The organism is Anaerotignum sp., from assembly GCF_017483025.1.
Classification (GTDB): domain Bacteria; phylum Bacillota; class Clostridia; order Lachnospirales; family Anaerotignaceae; genus Anaerotignum_A.
Window position 1 is genome coordinate 15,654 of the sequence record NZ_JAFUMA010000099.1, and the last position, 19,602, is coordinate 35,255.

18 protein-coding genes are annotated in these 19,602 nt (G+C 46.4%); 3 read left to right on the forward strand and 15 right to left on the reverse strand.

The genetic code is table 11. The features are described from left to right. Window positions 1-16 precede the first annotated feature (16 nt). Window positions 17-2,626, reverse strand: a complete 2,610-nt coding sequence (locus IJ369_RS08585) for a M56 family metallopeptidase (protein WP_290718132.1) — start codon at window positions 2,624-2,626, stop codon at window positions 17-19. A gap of 2 nt (window positions 2,627-2,628) precedes the next feature. Beyond that, a complete protein-coding gene (locus IJ369_RS08590; RefSeq protein ID WP_290718134.1) occupies window positions 2,629-3,012 on the reverse strand; it encodes a BlaI/MecI/CopY family transcriptional regulator in 384 nt (127 codons plus the stop codon). 200 nt (window positions 3,013-3,212) lie between these two features. Between IJ369_RS08590 and asnA the strand changes: the two genes are divergently transcribed. The 3 genes from asnA to dpaL all read left to right on the forward strand — a co-directional run bounded on the left by asnA (window position 3,213) and on the right by dpaL (window position 6,717). Then, complete coding sequence (gene asnA, locus IJ369_RS08595; RefSeq protein ID WP_290718136.1) at window positions 3,213-4,220, forward strand: aspartate--ammonia ligase; 1,008 nt, start codon at window positions 3,213-3,215, stop codon at window positions 4,218-4,220. 382 nt (window positions 4,221-4,602) lie between these two features. After that, window positions 4,603-5,493 (forward strand): LysR family transcriptional regulator, encoded by an 891-nt coding sequence (locus tag IJ369_RS08600; protein ID WP_290718137.1) that lies wholly within the window; start codon window positions 4,603-4,605, stop codon window positions 5,491-5,493. Between the two features lie 24 nt (window positions 5,494-5,517). Next, entirely contained in the window at window positions 5,518-6,717 is a 1,200-nt protein-coding gene (gene dpaL, locus IJ369_RS08605; protein ID WP_290718139.1) for a diaminopropionate ammonia-lyase, read from the forward strand. A 281-nt stretch (window positions 6,718-6,998) separates the two neighbouring features. On the opposite strand, the gene IJ369_RS08610 is transcribed toward dpaL, so the two are convergent. The 13 genes from IJ369_RS08610 to IJ369_RS08670 all read right to left on the reverse strand — a co-directional run bounded on the left by IJ369_RS08610 (window position 6,999) and on the right by IJ369_RS08670 (window position 19,543). Then, window positions 6,999-8,069: a glycosyltransferase gene (locus IJ369_RS08610; protein ID WP_290718141.1), complete on the reverse strand. Its 1,071-nt coding sequence runs from the start codon at window positions 8,067-8,069 to the stop codon at window positions 6,999-7,001. A gap of 103 nt (window positions 8,070-8,172) precedes the next feature. Continuing rightward, window positions 8,173-8,877 (reverse strand): V-type ATP synthase subunit D, encoded by a 705-nt coding sequence (locus tag IJ369_RS08615; protein WP_290718143.1) that lies wholly within the window; start codon window positions 8,875-8,877, stop codon window positions 8,173-8,175. 6 nt (window positions 8,878-8,883) lie between these two features. Beyond that, a complete protein-coding gene (locus IJ369_RS08620; protein ID WP_290718145.1) occupies window positions 8,884-10,260 on the reverse strand; it encodes a V-type ATP synthase subunit B in 1,377 nt (458 codons plus the stop codon). Next, window positions 10,257-12,032: a V-type ATP synthase subunit A gene (locus IJ369_RS08625; protein WP_290718147.1), complete on the reverse strand. Its 1,776-nt coding sequence runs from the start codon at window positions 12,030-12,032 to the stop codon at window positions 10,257-10,259. The genes IJ369_RS08620 and IJ369_RS08625 overlap by 4 nt, the downstream gene beginning before the upstream one ends. Before the next feature lie 25 nt (window positions 12,033-12,057). Beyond that, window positions 12,058-12,375 (reverse strand): V-type ATP synthase subunit F, encoded by a 318-nt coding sequence (locus tag IJ369_RS08630; protein ID WP_290718149.1) that lies wholly within the window; start codon window positions 12,373-12,375, stop codon window positions 12,058-12,060. Then, window positions 12,368-13,345: a V-type ATP synthase subunit C gene (locus tag IJ369_RS08635; RefSeq protein ID WP_290718151.1), complete on the reverse strand. Its 978-nt coding sequence runs from the start codon at window positions 13,343-13,345 to the stop codon at window positions 12,368-12,370. Before IJ369_RS08635 ends, IJ369_RS08630 begins: the two co-directional genes overlap by 8 nt. 14 nt (window positions 13,346-13,359) lie before the next feature. Further along, window positions 13,360-13,920 carry a V-type ATP synthase subunit E gene (locus tag IJ369_RS08640; RefSeq protein ID WP_290718153.1) on the reverse strand — a complete coding sequence of 187 codons (561 nt, stop codon included), beginning with the start codon at window positions 13,918-13,920 and terminating at the stop codon, window positions 13,360-13,362. Between the two features lie 30 nt (window positions 13,921-13,950). Next, the gene (locus IJ369_RS08645; RefSeq protein WP_290718156.1) at window positions 13,951-14,442 is read right to left on the reverse strand and encodes a V-type ATP synthase subunit K; all 492 of its coding nucleotides are present in this window, start codon (window positions 14,440-14,442) and stop codon (window positions 13,951-13,953) included. An 8-nt stretch (window positions 14,443-14,450) separates the two neighbouring features. Then, complete coding sequence (locus IJ369_RS08650) at window positions 14,451-16,439, reverse strand: V-type ATP synthase subunit I (RefSeq protein WP_290718158.1); 1,989 nt, start codon at window positions 16,437-16,439, stop codon at window positions 14,451-14,453. Further along, a complete protein-coding gene (locus IJ369_RS08655; RefSeq protein WP_290718160.1) occupies window positions 16,426-16,752 on the reverse strand; it encodes a hypothetical protein in 327 nt (108 codons plus the stop codon). Before IJ369_RS08655 ends, IJ369_RS08650 begins: the two co-directional genes overlap by 14 nt. A gap of 701 nt (window positions 16,753-17,453) precedes the next feature. Then, window positions 17,454-17,879, reverse strand: a complete 426-nt coding sequence (locus tag IJ369_RS08660) for an NUDIX hydrolase (RefSeq protein ID WP_290718162.1) — start codon at window positions 17,877-17,879, stop codon at window positions 17,454-17,456. 22 nt (window positions 17,880-17,901) lie between these two features. Next, the gene (hslO, locus tag IJ369_RS08665; protein WP_290718164.1) at window positions 17,902-18,780 is read right to left on the reverse strand and encodes an Hsp33 family molecular chaperone HslO; all 879 of its coding nucleotides are present in this window, start codon (window positions 18,778-18,780) and stop codon (window positions 17,902-17,904) included. Between the two features lie 16 nt (window positions 18,781-18,796). Beyond that, window positions 18,797-19,543 carry a class I SAM-dependent DNA methyltransferase gene (locus IJ369_RS08670; RefSeq protein ID WP_290718166.1) on the reverse strand — a complete coding sequence of 249 codons (747 nt, stop codon included), beginning with the start codon at window positions 19,541-19,543 and terminating at the stop codon, window positions 18,797-18,799. Window positions 19,544-19,602 lie beyond the last annotated feature (59 nt).

Genomic DNA, 19,602 nt, shown 5'->3' on the forward strand with positions numbered 1-19,602 from the left:
ATAGAGGAATATTCTGTTATTCGAACATTGGAATTGCTTTTATATAATGATTGATTTTGGCGATATCCGCGCCGCCCAGATAGGAAGTGAAGTAAACGGGGATATCCATGCCACCATAATGTGCCTGCATATAATAGATGATATTCTGCCATAGAAGCAGATAAGCATTTTCGCCCCCATCCATCATCTTGCTTGCTAAGCCAATATGCCCTTTACACATTTCCTTGATAGAATCATCATAGTAGCTGCCATCCTCAGCTTCGATCCAATCTGTCAGCACCCATTTGCCATTCTGTTTTTTAAAATCCAATCGAGAAGGAATAACAGAGCCGCCTCGTTCAAAGAAGCCATAGCCTGTATTCGTGCGGCTCAGGGCATAAGTCTGTTCCATGATGGTGGCAAAGACCTGCATGGTATCTCCCTTTTCGTAAATTTTGTGGATATAGGGTGCATAAATATTTACTGTATGTCCCAAAAGAATACCTTTCACATTATATTTGTTTTCCAACGCATCATAAACTGCCCGTACTCGGTCATCTTCTCTTGCTTTCAGGACGCTCCATTCATCTACATCCCCCATGATATATTCCCTCACCAATTCGGCAGGATACACCTTCTCATCATACCGAAATGCTACCGCCAGCGTAGAATCCAATGCAGAATATAACTGATACCATTCCGTCGGCGTCACATCCGCCTGTCTTGGTTCGCCAAGGATATCCTGACAGGCAAACATCATGATATACCCTTCCAGATTATCGCCTACACGCCCTTCCCCAAAGGAAGAAAGGAATTCCCGCAGGGTAGGCTCGCCGATATCCACCAATTCTTCATATTCCGCACAGTTGATATATTCCAGTGGATTGGATGAAGTCAGTCCCTGCTCATTGGCAATATGATACAGCAAACTGTCCGCATGGATCATCTGATAGAGCATGCTCTGGTCGCTTTCGTAAGTCACCTCTGCCTTTTCTTCACCGTAAAGCATATCGTTCATACGGGCCTGTGCCGCTTCTGCATCCAGTTCAGACAGTTGCAGAATCTGTTCCGGCTTTGTGATACCTTCATAGAAGTATCTGTTAATCGCAGATACAAAGTTCAGAAACGTTTCTTCGTCAGCAGCAAATTCTCTCAAGTCTTTTTCTCCAAAATATGTTTTTGCCATTTCCCTGTCGAATGGTATGGTAACGTAACCTTCTCCCATTTCTTCCAAATGGATGGCATATTTCATATAATCTGCATTGTCCACCAACGCAAGGAAAATCATCCCATGAATACGCAGCCAACGCCCATCCAAAAAACTTTCCTGACTTACATCGGCAAAGGCTGTTTCTCCAGTATAAATCAAATTCAGGTGTCGCATAGCGCCATAAGGCTCTCCCTCATCTGTAAACAGTTCCATTCCTTCTTCATTTGGTGTCACGCCATCAGGCAATGGTAATAATCCGAAGATCTTGCCAACACCGGAAGCGTCCCCGATATAGTCCAGCTTCGCTTCGTACAGATCATGGACGATTCTTTCCGTATAGCCACCATAGACCACTTTTGTTTCCATGATTTCCACATCGGGCGCAGGTGTTGCACAGCCCACAAAAGCCGTACCGCCGCAGACAAGCACTGCCGCCGCAGTGAAGAGCGCGATTCCGCGCTTTTTCTTTGTCATATCGAAAATGTTCTCGAATCTTGCTTTCAGTTCTTCTTTCCCACCGGAAAAAGCCGTACTCATCTGCATATTTTTACTGTTGGCTTCTTTCACTGTACGCAAAATTGCCATACTGTAAGCCTGTCTTTCCTCCATATCGCAGTTTTCCATCACTGCCACATCACAGGAAAGCTCCATATCTTTCTCCGCCAGCTTCGCCATCCAATGCACAAAAGGATTAAAGAAGTGTAAAGCCCTCGCAAGCATCAGGATACCCTTGAACCAGAGGTCTTTTCGTTTACAATGGGTCAGTTCATGCTTCAAAATCAGTCGAATGTCATTTTCTTCTCTTTCCTCTGAATTGATATAAATTTCCTGTTTCCAAAATCCCACGCAAAGAGGGCTGGGCAAGGGTTCACAGAAATATATTTCAGGTCGTTTTTCCACACCCATTTTTCTGCAAAGGGTATAATACGTATCCAACACTGCCGCATCTAAAACCTTTCTTCTGTTTCGTTTCAGCATTCTTTTAAAACTGAAATATTTCCATCCCTGCCATGCCAGAAACAGCACCACGCCCACGAACCACAGCATATCAGGATAATTCAGAAAGAAATCGATCAGGATTTCAGCCATGCTGTGTTCTGCTTCTGCCAACATAGGAGGGCTTTGCCGATCAGGCGCCTCGATGATCGTTTCTACGGGAGCAGGCTGTGTTTTTTCTATTGTAAATTCACCTTGTCCGCTTCGCATTTCCTGCATTTGTACTGCCACATTCGGCACCTCCACCTGTATTTTTGCCATGGGAGCAGGGGGGTCGATCTGTATAGGCACACACAAACGAATGGCTACCACCAGCCACACCAGATATTTCCACCTCGCACCATATCTTTTCCCCAGAAGATCAGAGCAGAGGGCCAAAACCATGATCACAGGAATGACAAACAAACTCATTTCCCATACATTTTGAAAAATCGCATCCATTGTCATTCACCTCCCGTTTTCGAGCGGATGAAGGCCGCCAGTTCATCCAAGTCCGCTTCGGAAATAGAATGGCTGTCATAAAGAGAAGCCACCAGTTTCGTCACAGAACGATCGTTGACCTTTTCCAGAAAAACTTTATTTTCCACTGCCAGATAGTCCTTTTCCGTCACCAAGGGGGTATAAAAACGATTCTTTCCTTCCTTATAGCTTTCCAGAAATCCACGGTCGATGAGGCGATTCAATAGGGTCTGCAGGGCAGAAACATTCCAGGGTCTGTGTCGTTCCAACAAGGTCTTTACTTCCGATGTAGAAAGCGTCTTTCCGCCTTCCCAGATCGCTTTCATAATTTCCAGTTCCGTATCAGGCAAACGCAGGATTTCTCCCATTTTCATCCACTCCTTTTCAAACTCTTACATTTGTAGTATATCTTTATCATACAATTGTAGGAGTTTTATGTCAATACCTCCTATCTGTTTTTCTGATAGAAACTTCCCTTGACAAAATCAACTTCTGTGTTATCCTAAAAGGTATGGAAAATCTTCATCTGTAATAGGATAAAAATACATTAGGAAAAGAGGTGCTTGTTTTGAGCAAGACATATATCCCTGCGGGCTATCAGTCCGTACTGACACTGTATGAAACACAGAATGCCATCGGCGTCATCCATCACGCATTCGAAGAACACCTGGGCCAGACACTGAACCTGAAACGTGTATCCGCCCCCCTGTTCGTTGACCCTGCAACAGGTCTGAACGACAACCTGAACGGCGTAGAACGCCCTGTAAGCTTCGAAATCCCCGCTACAGGCACAACTGCGGAAGTTGTACATTCCCTGGCAAAATGGAAACGTATGGCGCTGTATCGCTATGATTTCCGTCCTGGCAAAGGTCTGTATACAAACATGAACGCCATCCGCCGCGATGAAACACTGGATAACCTGCACTCCATCTACGTTGACCAGTGGGACTGGGAAAGAGTCATCACTCCCGAAAAAAGAAACATCCAGGAACTGAAATTCACAGTACAGGGCATCGTTCTGGCCATCTGTGATACACTGGAAGTAGTTAAGAAAAAATATCCTCGGATCACAACAGAACTGTGCCGCGAAGTAAAATTCATCACTTCTCAGGAACTGGAAGATATGTATCCCGATCTGACATCCAAGGAAAGAGAACATGCTATCACAAGAAAATATAAAACAGTATTCATCATGCAGATCGGCGACAAACTGCGTTCCGGCGAACCCCATGATGGCAGAGCCCCCGACTATGACGACTGGCAGCTGAACGGCGACCTGCTGTTCTATAACCCCATTCTGGATAACTCTCTGGAAATCTCTTCTATGGGTATCCGTGTTGATGCATATTCTTTGGATCAGCAGCTGAGAAAAGCAAACTGCGATGACCGCAGAGAGCTGACATACCACAAAATGCTGCTGGAAGGCAAGCTGCCCTGCACCATCGGCGGCGGTATCGGCCAGTCCAGACTGTGCATGCTGCTGTTGGGTAAAGCCCACATCGGCGAAGTGCAGTCCTCTATCTGGGATGAAGAAACATTTGAAGTTTGCAACGCTGCAGGTGTGGCACTGCTATAATTTTTAAAAAATCGACCATCTTCCACTGGAAGGTGGTCTTTTTTTACGTCAGCCCTTCAAAGAAATAAATTTTAAACTTTAAAAACATTTACTTCACTTTTTCTCTGCATAGTGGTACAATGGTAACGTACAAAAGAAAAGACATAAGTGTACAAAAGAGCACTCCAAATTGACCATGCATTTATCTACGCACTGTCACTCTTCCTTTTTCGTTCATAGGTAAATGCAAAAAGCAGCCCTCCCCTCAGGGCTGCTTTTTTCTTTTAACAGCCATACAACTATTATTTTTAATAATAAAAGCAATTCAATCATTTTGTTTTACAAATACCTTCTTCAGTGTTATGATATTTTTATCTGAGTCATTTTTACAGGAGGTTCTTTTATGGAACTGCGCAATTTAATCACATTTTTGAAAATCATTGAAACCGGCAGCTTTTCCAACGCGGCCGAACAACTGACCTATTCCCAATCCACTGTTACCGTGCAGATCCAGCAGTTGGAGAAAGAACTGAACGTGCAGCTTTTCGACCGTATCGGTAAAAAGATCTATATAACAGAAAAAGGGCGGGAACTGGAAGCCTACGCCCAACAGATCGTCGCCTTATCTCAGAAGGCCGCTGCCATCGGCGGAGAGGAACAGGAACTGCAGGGCACCCTGCGCATCGCCTGCCTGGATTCTCTTTTTACAGCCGTTCTTCCCGATATACTGCGGGAATACCATCAACGGCACCCCCAAGTGGATATCATTGTGAAGACCGCTGACAATGTGTTCGATGCGGAGCGTCACCTTTCCCAGAACGAAGTAGATCTGGCTTTCATTACCCACGACCAGCGCAGCACCCAAAATTTCATTAAAACGATCCTGTTGGAGGCCCAGCTTGTTTTCACAGCCGCACCTTCCCATCCTTTAGCAAAGAAGGATATCGTCACTCTGGCAGAAATTGCAGAAAATGACGTGATCATCACCAACCAACAGTTCTATTCGGATATATCCAACGAACATACAAAAAATACACTGTCTTATATTATCAGGCCACGTTTTGATCTTTGGAATCCCATTGCCGCCATGGAACTGGCAAAGCTGGATTGCGGCATTGCGCTTCTGCCCACCTACCTTATCGAGGATGCTGTAGAAAAAAGCGAGCTTTGTGTGTTGAATGTGCCTGAACTGCATTTCCCCGTATGGCTGCAGGTGCTGCACCATGAGCAGAAGGCCATTACTCCCCAAATGAATGCTTTTTTGAAACTGCTGCAGGAATATTATCATCTTTGAAACTGCCCCAAAAGGAGAATACATATGGAAAATTTTGATTTGATTCTGAACAAAAAAGCGAAAGAACGTCGGGAAGGCATTTCTTCTTTCAGCGTAGAAGAAGCCAAAAAAGCCCATGACTTTCACAAAACATTCCCTGTTTACCAGAAAACACCCCTGGTCTCCCTGGAAAAGCTGGCGGAAAAACTGCAGGTAAAAAGCATCTATCTGAAGGATGAAAGCTATCGGTTCGGCCTGAATGCATTCAAAGTCCTGGGCGGAAGCTATGCCATCGCCAAAGAGATCGGCAAGCGCATCGAAAAAGACATCACTGAACTGACCGCCGAAAGTATTCTTTCCGCCGAAACAAAGGCACAGTTGGGCGATATCACCTTCGTCACAGCCACCGACGGTAATCATGGCAGAGGCGTTGCCTGGACAGCCAATCAGCTGGGACAGAGATCCGTTGTTTATATGCCTAAGGGCAGCGCATTGGAAAGACTGGAAAACATCCGCAAAGAAGGCGCCGAGGCAGAAATCACGGATATGAACTACGATGAAGCCGTACGCCTTGCCCAGAAAATGGCAGAGGAAAAAGGCTGGGTAGTGGTACAGGATACTGCGTGGGAAGGATATGAAGATATCCCTCTTTGGATCATGCAAGGCTACACCACCATGGGCTATGAGATCATGGAACAGATCCCCGAAAGACCCACCCATATCTTCCTGCAGGCAGGCGTAGGCAGTATGGCAGGCGCCATGACCGGCTTCTTCTCTAACCTTTACCCTGGCGAAGAAAAGCCCATCATCACCATCGTCGAACCCGCCAAGGCTGACTGTCTCTTCCGCACGGCCCAAGCAGATGACGGCAAACTCCATATCGTTACCGGGGATATGGATACCATTATGGCAGGTCTGGCCTGCGGCGAACCCTGCACCATCGGCTGGGATGTGCTGAAAGGCTATGCAGATGCTTTCATTCGCTGCCCCGAATATGCCGCAGCAGACGGCATGCGTATCCTGGCTGCTCCCGCAAAGGGAGACACTCCCGTTACCGCAGGAGAAAGCGGCGCAGCGGCTTTTGGATGTATGGCAAATATCCTTCTGGATGAAAACCTGGCAGAATGGAAAAAACTGCTGCAGCTGGATGAAAGCTCCCGTATCCTCTGCATCAGTACAGAAGGTGATACAGATAAACAAAATTATCAGGATGTGGTTTGGCGCGGCAAATATGCCAAAGCATGATGCAGAACAGTCCTCTTTTGAGGACTGTTTTTGTTTCTAACTATCAATTTTTTAAATCGCTGAGACCAGATATTTTACAGGAACTAATCTTATCATTATTTTTAATAGAAACCTTTAAATCTATCAATTTCACTTTCTTTTACAAATATGCTACAATCGGTTTGTACCAAAAAGACACTATTTTTATCACACAAAATCATCATACGGCTCATGATAGAATAGCCCATTTCTCTTTCTCCGGGCAACCAAGTGTGAAAGCGGTTCTTCCTCTGGGAGAACTGCTATTTTTTTGCAAAATAGCTTCTGTTATGTGCTACGGCTTCATCATGAGGTTTGAATACCCCCGCCATTTCGTTATACATACTCGCCCGTTCCCGGTCTCCCAGTCTGTCATAGCAGACGCAAAGCTGTATACAGGGCAGATAACCATAACATTCTTCCTGTACGAAAGCCCCCTGCTCCGTCCGCCGCTCTGCCCGCAAGGCATTTTCATACCAGAAGATGGCCTGTTCCCACTGTTCTTTCCCATAAAAATATTTTCCGATATCACAACAATGCTCCCCTGTAGGCGGTGCCAGTTTCAGCCCCTGCAAAAGAGCATCGAAGGCTTCTTCTGGCTTTCCTGCCGCCGCCAAAGAATAGGAAAGGAATCGACTGGCTTCCAGTTTGTTTTCCAGCCAGCCGTCGGGGTCTGCCAGAAATCCCCGAAAGACCTTCGCTGCTTTTTCATATTTGCCGTGATAATATAGTTCCCGCCCATAGTAAAACCACTCTCTGGCATCGAATTTTCGCCCCTGCTCCAGCATTTTTTCATAGATCATCAGATTTCGTTCAGAATATTCTACCTTTTCTTTCCGATGCTCAAAATGAATCTCTTCATACCGCACATCTCCAAAGGGAACGACCACCTCATGGACACAGCCCACCCATTTTGCCAGGGAACAATTGCGCAGCAATCGTTCCCTGTAATAAGAAAAGGCTGCCTTACCCTCTTCATCAAATCCTGCATCATAGAGCATCATCACCATATGGCATGGGTTTTTATCTAAATCCGCTTTTAAATTTAAGAAATTCTGCTTCTCCTTTTCAGGAAAAACGTCATCCGCATCCATCCACATGAGATAGTCTCCTGTTCCCTTGGAAAAAGCAAAATTTCGTGCTGCTGAAAAATCATCTATCCAATGGAAATCATAAATTTTATCGGTGAACTTTTCTGCAATTTCTTTCGTTTTATCCACAGAACCTGTATCCACAATGATAATTTCATCCACACAATCCACGATACTTTTCAAACACCGCTCTAAGGTATCCTCTTCATCCCGCACGATCATGCATAAACTGATCTTTGCCATGCTTACACGCTCCTTTCCGTTGCTGCCAGTTTATGTAGAGTGGAGAGAAACGTGCCTGTTTTCTGCACGCAAAAAGAGGTGCCCATAGACACCTCTTTTTTATTTATGCTTCAGATTGTACACAGCGTTTGCAGACAACCACTTCTGCTTCCTGCTGTTTTTTCGCTTCGATAGCCTTTTTCGCTACCATATCTTTTACCTTCATCAGGCGAGTCGTGTTGGCACGTTCGTTTTCTTCCAGCTTCATGGTGATATATTTGATGGTCTCCTGATAGTTGGGGATCATAACGTTTTCCAGTGCGTTTACACGACGGCGGGTACGTTCGATTTCCTGCGCCAAGAGCTGCGCTGTCTTTTCACTTTCCGCCAGACGGAGCAGAGGCTCCATAGCATCGGAGAAGGAAAGCATCGCGCTGTCCAGTTCACCGGATGTGAACGCCATACCATAAGGATAGATATTGCCTTCGCTGCCGCCTTCCTTCTGGAAGTCAAACACAGGCACATTTACGCTCATGATATTTTTATTCGTAACCTTAACGGATACAGACTGCTGGGGGATCATCAGTGCTTCACCCAGGCTGGCTTCACTGAGCACCGCTCTGGCGATGATGAAGTTTTTATAAGCATTTTCCAGAGCCGCTTCCGCTTCTTCTCTCAAACGCTTGTTTTCCCGCACAATTTCCATGAACTGTTTCATCAGTTCATCCAGCTTATCTTTCAGCAGCTTATGACCTCTGGTCGCTGTTTTCAACTGGCCTTTCAGGCGGGTCATTTCCATACGGGTGGGGTTGACATTCAATCTAGCCACACTTCATCACTCCCCGCTGTTCAGATATTTATCCAGATATTCGTCACGGATACGTTTCAGCTCGCTCTTAGGCAGCATACGCAGCAGGCTCCAACCTGTTTCCAGCGTCTGTTCGATGGTTCTGTCTGTCTGGAAGCCCTGAGAAACGTATTGCTTTTCGAATTCATCTGCAAATTTTGCATAGATCAGGTCTACGTCGGACAATGCGGATTCACCCAAAATCGCCATCAGTTCCTTCGCATCCTTACCACGGGAATACGCTGCGAACAGCTGGTTCATGGTATCTGCGTGGTCTTCTCTTGTCTTGCCTTTACCGATACCTTTATCCTTCAGACGGGACAGGGAAGGCAGAACGTTGATGGGAGGCTGAATGCCTTTTTTATCCAGTTCACGGCTCAGAATGATCTGACCTTCTGTGATATAGCCTGTCAGGTCGGGGATAGGATGTGTCTTATCTTCTTCAGGCATTGTCAGGATAGGGATCATTGTGATAGAGCCTTCATGACCTTTCATACGACCTGCACGTTCGTACATAGTCGCAAGGTCTGTATACAGGTAGCCGGGGTAACCACGACGACCGGGAACTTCTTTTTTCGCTGCAGAAACTTCACGCAGAGCTTCCGCATAGTTTGTGATATCTGTCAGGATGACCAGAACGTGCATATCCTGTTCAAATGCCAGATATTCTGCCGCTGTCAGCGCCATTTTAGGGGTACAGATACGTTCTACCGCAGGGTCATTTGCCAGGTTGATGAAGACTACGGAACGGTCGATAGCACCTGTCTGTTTGAAGTCGTTGATGAAGAATTCAGCATCTTCGAATGTGATACCGATGGCTGCGAATACTACCGCGAATTTAGAATCTGTACCGCGAACCTTCGCCTGTCTTGCGATCTGTACTGCCAGATTTGCATGGGGCAGACCGGAAGCGGAGAAGATAGGCAGCTTCTGACCACGAACCAGTGTATTCAGACCGTCAATGGCAGATACGCCTGTCTGGATGAATTCTGCGGGGTATACACGAGCCGCAGGGTTGATGGGCGCACCGTTGATATCCAGTCTCTTTTCAGGGATGATTTCGGGACCGCCATCCATGGGGTTACCCATACCGTCGAAGACACGACCCAGGATATCAGGGGATACGCCGAAGTCCAGGCTCTTGCCCAGGAAACGTACTTTACTTTCTGCCAGGTTGATACCTGTTGCGCTTTCAAACAGCTGTACCAGAGCAGTGTCGCCATTTACTTCCAGAACCTTGCATTTTCTGATCTCGCCGCTGGCCAGCTCGATCTCGCCCAGTTCGTCATATGTTACGCCTTCAACACCGGAAACAACCATCAGAGGGCCGGCTACTTCCTGAATGGAACGATATTCTTTTATCATAATTCATCTGCCCCCTTTCTGATGAGTTCTGCTACTTCTGCTTTGATTTCGTTTTCGATTTCATCGTAACGCTTATCTACGTTGATTTCTTCTACGTATTTTGCACGGCCGATGTGTTCGATCACGTCCAGTTTTGCCAGTTTCTGAATCGTTACGCCCTGCTTGATGGCTTCGCCTGCTTCTTTATAGAAGGTCAGGATCAGCTTCATCATACGATACTGTTTATGCAGGGATGTGTATGTGTCAACTTCGTGGAAGGAGTTCTGATGCAGGAAGTCTTCACGGATGGAACGGGCAACTTCCAGAATCAATCTGTCGCTGTGGGACAGAGCATCCACGCCGACCAGCTGTACGATTTCATTCAACTCTGCTTCTGTCTGCAGCAGTCTCATGGCTTCTGTACGCTGTGCGGAGAAGTTAGGTTCTACGTTTTCATCTGCCCATGCGTCAACCTTTGCCTGATACAGGGAATAGCTTGTCAGCCAGTTGATGGCAGGGAAATGACGTTTATACGCCAATGCGGAATCCAGACCCCAGAATACCTTTACGATACGCAGAGTGGCCTGAGATACGGGTTCAGAAATATCACCGCCGGGAGGAGATACGGCACCGATGGCTGTCAGTGTACCGATTCTACCTTCACTGCCCAGACAAACGACTCTACCAGCGCGTTCGTAGAACTGCGCCAGACGGGAACCCAGATAAGCAGGGTAACCTTCTTCACCGGGCATTTCTTCCAGACGACCGGACATTTCACGAAGGGCTTCTGCCCAACGGGATGTGGAGTCAGCCATCAGCGCTACGCTATAGCCCATATCACGGAAGAATTCTGCGATAGTGATACCTGTATAAATAGATGCTTCACGAGCCGCTACGGGCATATCGGAAGTATTTGCGATCAGAACAGTTCTCTGCATCAGGGACTGACCTGTACGAGGGTCCAGCAGTTCAGGGAATTCATTCAGTACGTCTGTCATTTCGTTACCACGTTCACCGCAGCCGATATAAACAACGATGTCTGCATCCGCCCATTTTGCCAGCTGATGCTGTGTAACAGTTTTACCGGAACCGAAGGGGCCGGGGATGGCTGCTACACCACCTTTTGTGATGGGGAAGAATGTGTCAACAACACGCTGACCTGTGATCAGGGGCGCATTGGGAGACTGTTTTTCCTTGTAAGGTCTTTCACGACGTACGGGCCATTTCTGCATCATGGTTACGTTTACGTCTTTGCCCTTTTCATCTGTGATGACACAAACGGTTTCTTCAACAGTGAAATCACCAATGAAGATTTCTTTGATGACACCCTTCAGACCGTAGGGCACCATGATTTTACACTGAACCACAGCAGTTTCCTGAACGAAACCGATGATATCGCCTGCAGCAACGGCATCGCCGGGCTGTTTTGTGGGTTCAAATTTCCATTTCTTTTCTCTGTCCAAAGAAGGTACTTCAACACCTCTGCGGATGTTTGTGCCACCTACTTCGTACATTTTTTCCAGAGGACGCTGGATACCATCATAGATCGTGGAAACCAGACCGGGGCCCAGTTCTACGCTCATAGGCATGCCAACGGATACAACCTCTTCACCGGGGCCAAGGCCTGCGGTTTCTTCGTATACCTGAATGGAGGCTTTGTCTCCGTGCATTTCGATGATCTCGCCGATCAGGTGTTTGTCAGATACACGAACCACGTCGAACATGTTGGCATCTCTCATGCCTTCCGCAATGACCAGTGGACCTGACACTTTTACGATCGTGCCTGTTTTCATATGCTCATTCACCTACAATCATTCTTTATTCACTAAACAATATATCTGCGCCGATGGCACGTTTTGCCGATTCGCGCACCTCATTCATGCCCAGGCCCATGTTTCCGCCGATGCCGGGGATAACGATGATGGCGGGCAATTCCATATCTTTGTATTTGGCAATGCTTTCCTTTGCCTTCAGGCTGGCTTCTTCCGTGATATAAATGATCGCGTATTCTCTTTCCGCCAGTCTGTGGATGGTCTTTTTTATCTCCTCTGCTGTGTAAGCAGGGAAAATATCGATCCCCAGAGCAAGGAAGCCCATAACTGTGTCCTTGTCGCCAATGATACCAACTTTAGACATATGCTTCTCTCACCCTTTCTTTGATCGTTTCCGCATCAATGTCATGCAGTTTGCATGTCATAATGATGCGCACACATTTCGCCTCTGTTTCCTTCGCCAGAATATAAGCGGCAACGGGTTCAGGCGTCAGCGTTTTATATTTTGCATCTTTGATACATTCCATCAGATAATCATCGCAGGCTTTTTCGAACACCGTGAAGCCCTGGGGCATATAGGTTTCGCACAGAGGGCCATAGGATGTTTCCTTCAGCATCTGGATGACAGTATCGTTTTTCAATGCTCTGATCAAAAGTTCCGCAGGCAGTTCGCCGCCGGGCACGATGCTTTCTTCCAGTTCTTCATCGCTGCGTTTCATCTGCCAGATACGCAGGAGTGTTTTCAGGTTCGTCACATCGGCCAGTCTGCGAATGTATTTGGAAACGTATTCGTTGCCCAGTTTATCTGCCGCATCAGACATGACCTGGAAGCAGGCCTTATCCAGAATGGAATCGATATAACGGGCATTTTTTGTTTTCGCATACATTTCTGTGGCTTCCTGCACTGCATCTGCCTTGATATTAGGCAGTTCCATGTAGTTTCTTTCACGGAAGTTTTTCTGCAGGATATCCACGGGGATGCTGCCGCCCTGGATCAGATATTTTTTACCGTTGACCTTGGAAATTTCTTCTTTGATCAACACTTTTACGTTATGATAGTCGTTCTTGAATCGGAAAATATCCATGAAGGTTTCGGAGGCAATCAGCTTACCAACTGCCTGATATTCCGTTTCCAGATGGTTCTGAATCATTTTTTCGAATTCGTGAACGTCTTTGATCTCTGTTTTACCGTAATCGGTTTCAGAAAGCATGCGCAATGCTTCGCCAGCATCTCTGGCTTCTGCCATCTGCATCAGTTTCTGCTTTGTCAGCAGTTTATTTTCCATGGAACGAACACTCGCCACGGCGAAAGGGTAAATCTTGTTTCTAGCCATGCTCTACCCCCTCCTTAGAATAAGATCTGTGCTGCTGTCTGGCGGATCGCTTCTTTTTCTACTGTAATGATAGATTCAAAAGAATAGTTATATTCGATATCTCCGTTTTTCACAATAAAACCACCGCTGATATCCGCAGTTTTTTCGGAAAGGTCGAAGCCGTTTTCCTTCACCGTTGCAGCCAGTCTTGCGACATCTTTAGGGGAAACGATGATCTCTGTACCCAGGGATTTATCCAGTTTCGCCAGCATGCCGCCGATGACCTTTGCGTATTCCGCATCTTCCAGAGAAAGCAGTCTTTTTTCCGCTTCTGCGATCACATCAGCCAGAATCGTCTGCTTCTGTTCCAGAACGGCTTTTTTCGCCTGCATTTCCGCGCCGGAAATTTCCTTGGATTTTACTTTTTCCGCTTCCGCCTGGGCATTTCTTTCCAGTGCATCTGCTTCTTTTTCCGCTTTATCTTTCCCAGCCTTCAGGATGGAATCTACTTCCTTCTGGGCCTGTTTCAGGGTCGCTTCTGCCACTTTCTCTGCTTCTGCAATGATTTTATCGATAATGATCTTGCCGTCATTCATAGGAGTTTCTCCTCCTTTTCCTTATATTGATTACAACTGGATGCTGTTGAGCATCAGGAAGGAAACCAGCAGAGCCAGTACGGCATATGTTTCTACCATGGCTGCGAACAGCATACCTTTTGCCAGTTCGCTGGGTTTTTTACCAACCAGCATGATACCGGAAGCCGCTGCTTTGCCCTGCGCGATACCGGAGAAGATACCAACCAGGCCAATGGGAACAGCCGCTGCAAAAATGGAAGCACCCTGTGCTACAGACAGATCCAGCATGCCATCGCCGCCCAGAAGGCCAACTTTTACCATGATGATAAATGCGATCAGCAGACCATAGATACCCTGTGTGCCGGGCAGAGCCTGCAGCAGCAGAACCTGACCGAATTTATTGGGGTCTTCAGAAACAACGCCCGCTGCAGCTTCACCTGCAACGCCTACGCCCATCGCAGAACCGATACCAGCCAGAGCTGCTGTTGCTGCGCCTAATAATGCTAAAAATTCACCGCTGAATAAACTTTCTACCATGTTCATTCTCCTCCTTATTCATCTCGATCCTTCATGATCTTGACATATTTTGTTTTTCTTTCAAAAGGACGGAACTCTCTGCCGCCGCCCGTATAAAACTTACCAAAGAATTCTACATACTGCAGTCTGCAGGAATGTACGAATGCACCCAGGGCGTTGATCGCCAGGTTGAAGATCGTACCAAACACCAGCGCTACTGTCAGCAGGATGGCACCAACTACGCCGCCGCCTGCCAGAGAACCCAGGGTATTGATAACCTGTGCAACTACACCGGTCGCCAGACCCAACGCCAGCAGTCTGGAGTAGGAAAGTACGTCGGACAAATAGCTTGTGATGCCGTAAAGGCTGCCCAGACCACCTGTCACCTTGCCGATGATGCCTTTCTTCTTTCTGCCGCCTGTTACCAGGATACCAACTGCGCCTACGATAGACATTACCTTACCCACTGTTGTCAGCGCAGGAGCGACCATGCCGCCTACGCCAAACAGCACCAGACCGATCAGCAGTACATACCACAGACCGATATCACACAGAGCATCGATGGGATGGCCATCCCGAATAGACATATACGCCTGGATGCCCATACCTACGAACAAGTGGATCGCACCCAAAATCAGGGAGAAGATCAACAGCTTCATAGGGTCGTCCATAGGATTGAACCAAATGGGGTTAATGGTGATCTCTTTATTGAACAATGTTCTTGCTGCGACCTGGAAAAAGTCACCAAACCAGCCGCCGAACAATGCACCCCAGATAAAGGTGGAGATACCGCAAAAGAAGAACATCTTGAACATACGGTACATCATACCTTCGGGCTTATATTTCTTCAGTACGAAGAAGCACAATACGGAAAGGATGATACCATATGCCGCATCGGAAAGCATCATACCAAAGAAGATGAAATAGAATGGTGCCAGAATTGTTGTAGGGTCGATATCACTTCTGGAAGGCAGGCTGTACATATTGGTAACTGCCTCGAAGGGTGTCGCTACACTGCTGTTATGCAGCAATACAGGCACTTCTTCCTCTTCATCGGGAACCTGAATATCATAATAGAATTCATATTTCTTCAGAAGAGCTTCGACCTCAGGCTGTGCCTTTGCGGGCATCCAGCCATCGAAATAGAATACCGTATCGGTACTCAGCATATCCCCTACGACTCTTGCCCTGTCTCTCTGCGTAACCAGCAGGTCGTAAAGGAATTCAATATCTTTGCGTGCATGGGAAAGTCCCGCAAGCACTTTTTCATTTTCAGCGATCTCTGCTTCGATCGCTTCAATTTCTTTTTCATAACGATGTGTCGCTTCTGCAGGAGTCCCCTTCTGGTCTGCCATGGAGATTGCGGAGAAGTTGAAGGGACGCAGCGCCTCATAAAGAGCATCTTTTTCTTCTTTCAATACGATGATAGAGAAATATTTCTGCTGTTTGTCCGCACTCACTTCCTGCACGATGGCAGAAGGTGCTCCTTCCAGAACAGCTGTCATCAGCTGCCCTGTATCGGTCTTTGCCCCGGTCGTGCCATAAACGACACTGGCAAATTCCGTTTCATTCATTTCCAACGGGATATCCAGTTTCAGCCAGGGCTGCAGCCCTGCGATCTGGGAACGCAGATGGTTGATCTCAGCGTTGCCATCTGTAATATTTTTGTAGGCATTTACCGCCTTATCCATATTTCGTTCCGTATCTGTCCTGACCTCATTCATATAGGCGATAAATGCTTCTCTGCCCATTTCCTTTCTGGTGATGAGCAAAGGTTTCTTCGCCGTATCATATTTCTGAATGGCCTCAAGGGCAGTGCTGACACGGATGATATCCCCTTCCAGACGCGAAACATCGGCACTGTTACTGGTTCGGAAAATATCGGGCATCCAGTCTTCATCGCTGATAATACCTTCCTGAGAGTTGATCTCTACAACTCCCAGATGCATCAGTTCGTAGATGAAGGGGGCTCTGCCGCTGTTCAAACCAATGACAGTAAGCTTCCGCATCTCAACAACTGCCATACGTTCCCACGACCTTTCCGATCACAGCCTGAACGGCTTCTTCCTGCTTTGCTGCCGCCTGCTCTCTGATCTGAGAACAAGTCTCATCAGCTTCTTTCAAAATCTTCTGGATCACCTCGCGGCTCTCCTCTACAGCTACTTCTACAGCTTCCTGCATTTCTTTTTTCCCATGCAGTCTGGCCTCTTCCAAAAGGGCTTCCTGCTGTTTCAGCGCATTGGCCTTCATTTCTTCGGCCTGTGCGACAGCCTGCTTTTTGATTTCCACAGCCCGTGCTTCTGCTTCCACGATGCTTTTCAGGATCTCATAAGCCATGTTACTCACCTCTCTTGCTGTATTTTTGTTTGAACAAATTGCACAGGTACAATATTTACTCCCGTCAAAATTACCTTGTTAAAGTTATAACGTTTGTATTTTTCAAAATGTATAGAGATTTGTTCCTGTTCGACTCGTTCTTTTTCCTGCAACCTTTGAAGGTTGATTCGAATTTTCCAATGATTTCCATGAAAATTCTTGGCATGTACGAGAAATCAAACATACCTCAATTTAAATAATACGAAATTTAAGCCAGTATGTCAATGTTTCTTCCATTTACCACAAAATGACAAACCATTTTCCCTCGCGAACACGCTTGTTAAAAATCCATCAGAATTCACTTTCGCAAAAAAGCGGTTTTCGTTTGAATTACGGGGTTTGACGATGTTCTTTCGCATGCAATTTATTCGTATCCCAATTTTTACCTACTATGTTTTCCTGATTTTTGCATAAAAATATATACAAAACAAACAAAAAATTTACGTGTTTTTTTGCCAGTTTCCTCTTAGGAAAAATCCATTTTTACTGAATTAAACTCTTTTGAATGAAAAATTATTCATTGTATAACCAAAAAATGTATTTTTCCTACACCATTTTATCTGTATATAGATCTCTTTATGCAAATTCAATAAACTGAAAAAGAGACCCTATTTCTTCAAGAAATAGAGTCTCTTGCCAGATTTTATTATTTCATCTTCATTCTAATTTTCTTTCAGCGCCGCAAAAGCTGCGCGAATGTCCCGCTTCATCCAGTGGGGCAGTTCGCTTTCTTGCATCTCCTCTTCCGTCACCCAGAAATAAGATTCATGCTCTGCACTCAGGCTCACCTCTCCGCTCTTCCAGCGACAGGCATATGTAAAAATGCAAAGATGAATATGATGCTTGATGGCATCGAACAGGGATAAGGGAGGACCGATGGAAACGTTCAGATCTGTTTCCTCTCTGATCTCTCTGAGCAGCCCCTCTTCTGCCTTTTCGAAGAAATGCAGGCCGCCGCCGGGCAGATCCCATTTCTGATGACTATTCATGAAGCTGCCCTCCATCTCATGCTTGGAACGGCAAAGCACCAGTGCTTTATTCTCTTTTATGATGACAGCTTTTACAGCCACCGCAAAATCCCTTTTCAAAGGATCGCCCCCTTTGGCTTTTTTATTTTGCTTCTTCCAGCAGTTTGATCAGCTCTTCTTCATTAAAGTCATATTCTTTGCTGCAGAAATGGCAGTGCAGATTTGCTTTCTTGTCTTCTTTAATGATTTTTTCCAGTTCTTCCTTGCCGATGCTGATCAGCGCTTTTTCTACTCTTTCTTTTGTGCAGTTGCAGTAGAAAGTTGTAGGGATAGTATCAACGATCTTCAGATCCATATCGCCCAGGATCATCTGCAGAATATCTTCAGGCGTCTGCCCCATATCCAGCAGATCGGATACATATGGAATCGTTGCCAGTTTCTGTTCCAGTTTAGAAATCATTTCCTCTGTTGCATCGGGCATCAGCTGAATGATGAAGCCGCCGGCTCTGCGAATGGATGTATCTGTTTCGATCAGAACACCCAGACCTACTGCAGAAGGCGTCTGTTCAGACTGTGCAAAGTAATATGTCAGGTCTTCCGCGATTTCCCCTGTTACCAGTTCGATCTTGCCTGCGTAAGGTTCTCTCATACCGATATCTTTAATGATGCTCATATAACCATTGCCGATAGCGCCGCTGACGTTCAGTTTGCCGGGAATCAGGTCGGGTACTTCCACGCCGGGGTTGAATACATAACCCTTTACCTGGGCCTTGCTATCGCTGGTTACCACGATGCCCTGCAGAGGGCCTTCGCCTCTTACCTGCAATGTCAGCAGGTCTTTATCCCCTTTCAGCATACTGCCCATCATGGCCGCTGCTGTCAGCATTCTGCCCAGGGCTGCAGAAGCCACAGGGGATGTATGATGGATCTCTCTGGCATGCTGCACCAGGTCTTTTGTTGTAGCGGCAAAAGCACGGATACTGCCGTTGCCTGCCGTTGCTCTTACGATATAGTCACTCATTTTGATTCCTCCGATTCTATTTCAATTTGGCTGCAAAAAGCAGGCGTTCGCTTTCTTCATGGGGCGCATCAAAACTATATCCGTCCATGACTTCTACCAGTTCCATGCCCGCTGCCCGCAGTCCATCTTCAATTTCTTCCACAGAGTAAGCTCTTTCGTAGTGGTATTCCTCTACTCTTTCATACAGGCCGTTTTCCTGTTCGATGAAAAAGCTTACGTAATATTCATTAATCTTCTCTTCCTCATCGTAATCATTTTCCCAGATATACGCCGCGCCTTCTTCCGCAGAACCAAAGACATTCTGCCCCAGCACTTCCCGGAATTTATATTCCGTATTCATATCAAACAGGAAGAGGCTGTCTTTTTTCATATGCTGCGCAATGCTTTTGAACGCATCCTCCAGCTGACCATCCTCTGTCAGATAATTCATACAGTCGCACAGACTGAGAATGCAATCTGCTTCTTCGCCCAGTTCCAGTTCTGTCATATCCTGGCAGGCCAGACGAACGGAAAGGCCTTCTTCCATGGCCTTATGGTCTGCTTCCGTCAGCATTTCGGGGGAAAGGTCTACGCCGATCACATCGAAGCCTTCCTTTGCCAACGGCAGCAAAATACTGCCTGTGCCGCAGCCCAAGTCGATCACTGTTTTAGGCTTCAGTCCATGCTTGTCCCAAACAGCATGGATATGGCTCAGCCACTGGTCATATTCTACCTGTTCCATAAAAAGATCATATACAGATGCAAAGGCTTCGTATGCACTCATATTCCTTCCTCCAAAGAGATATTCTTTCACAATAGTTTATTATATCTCTATATACCTGC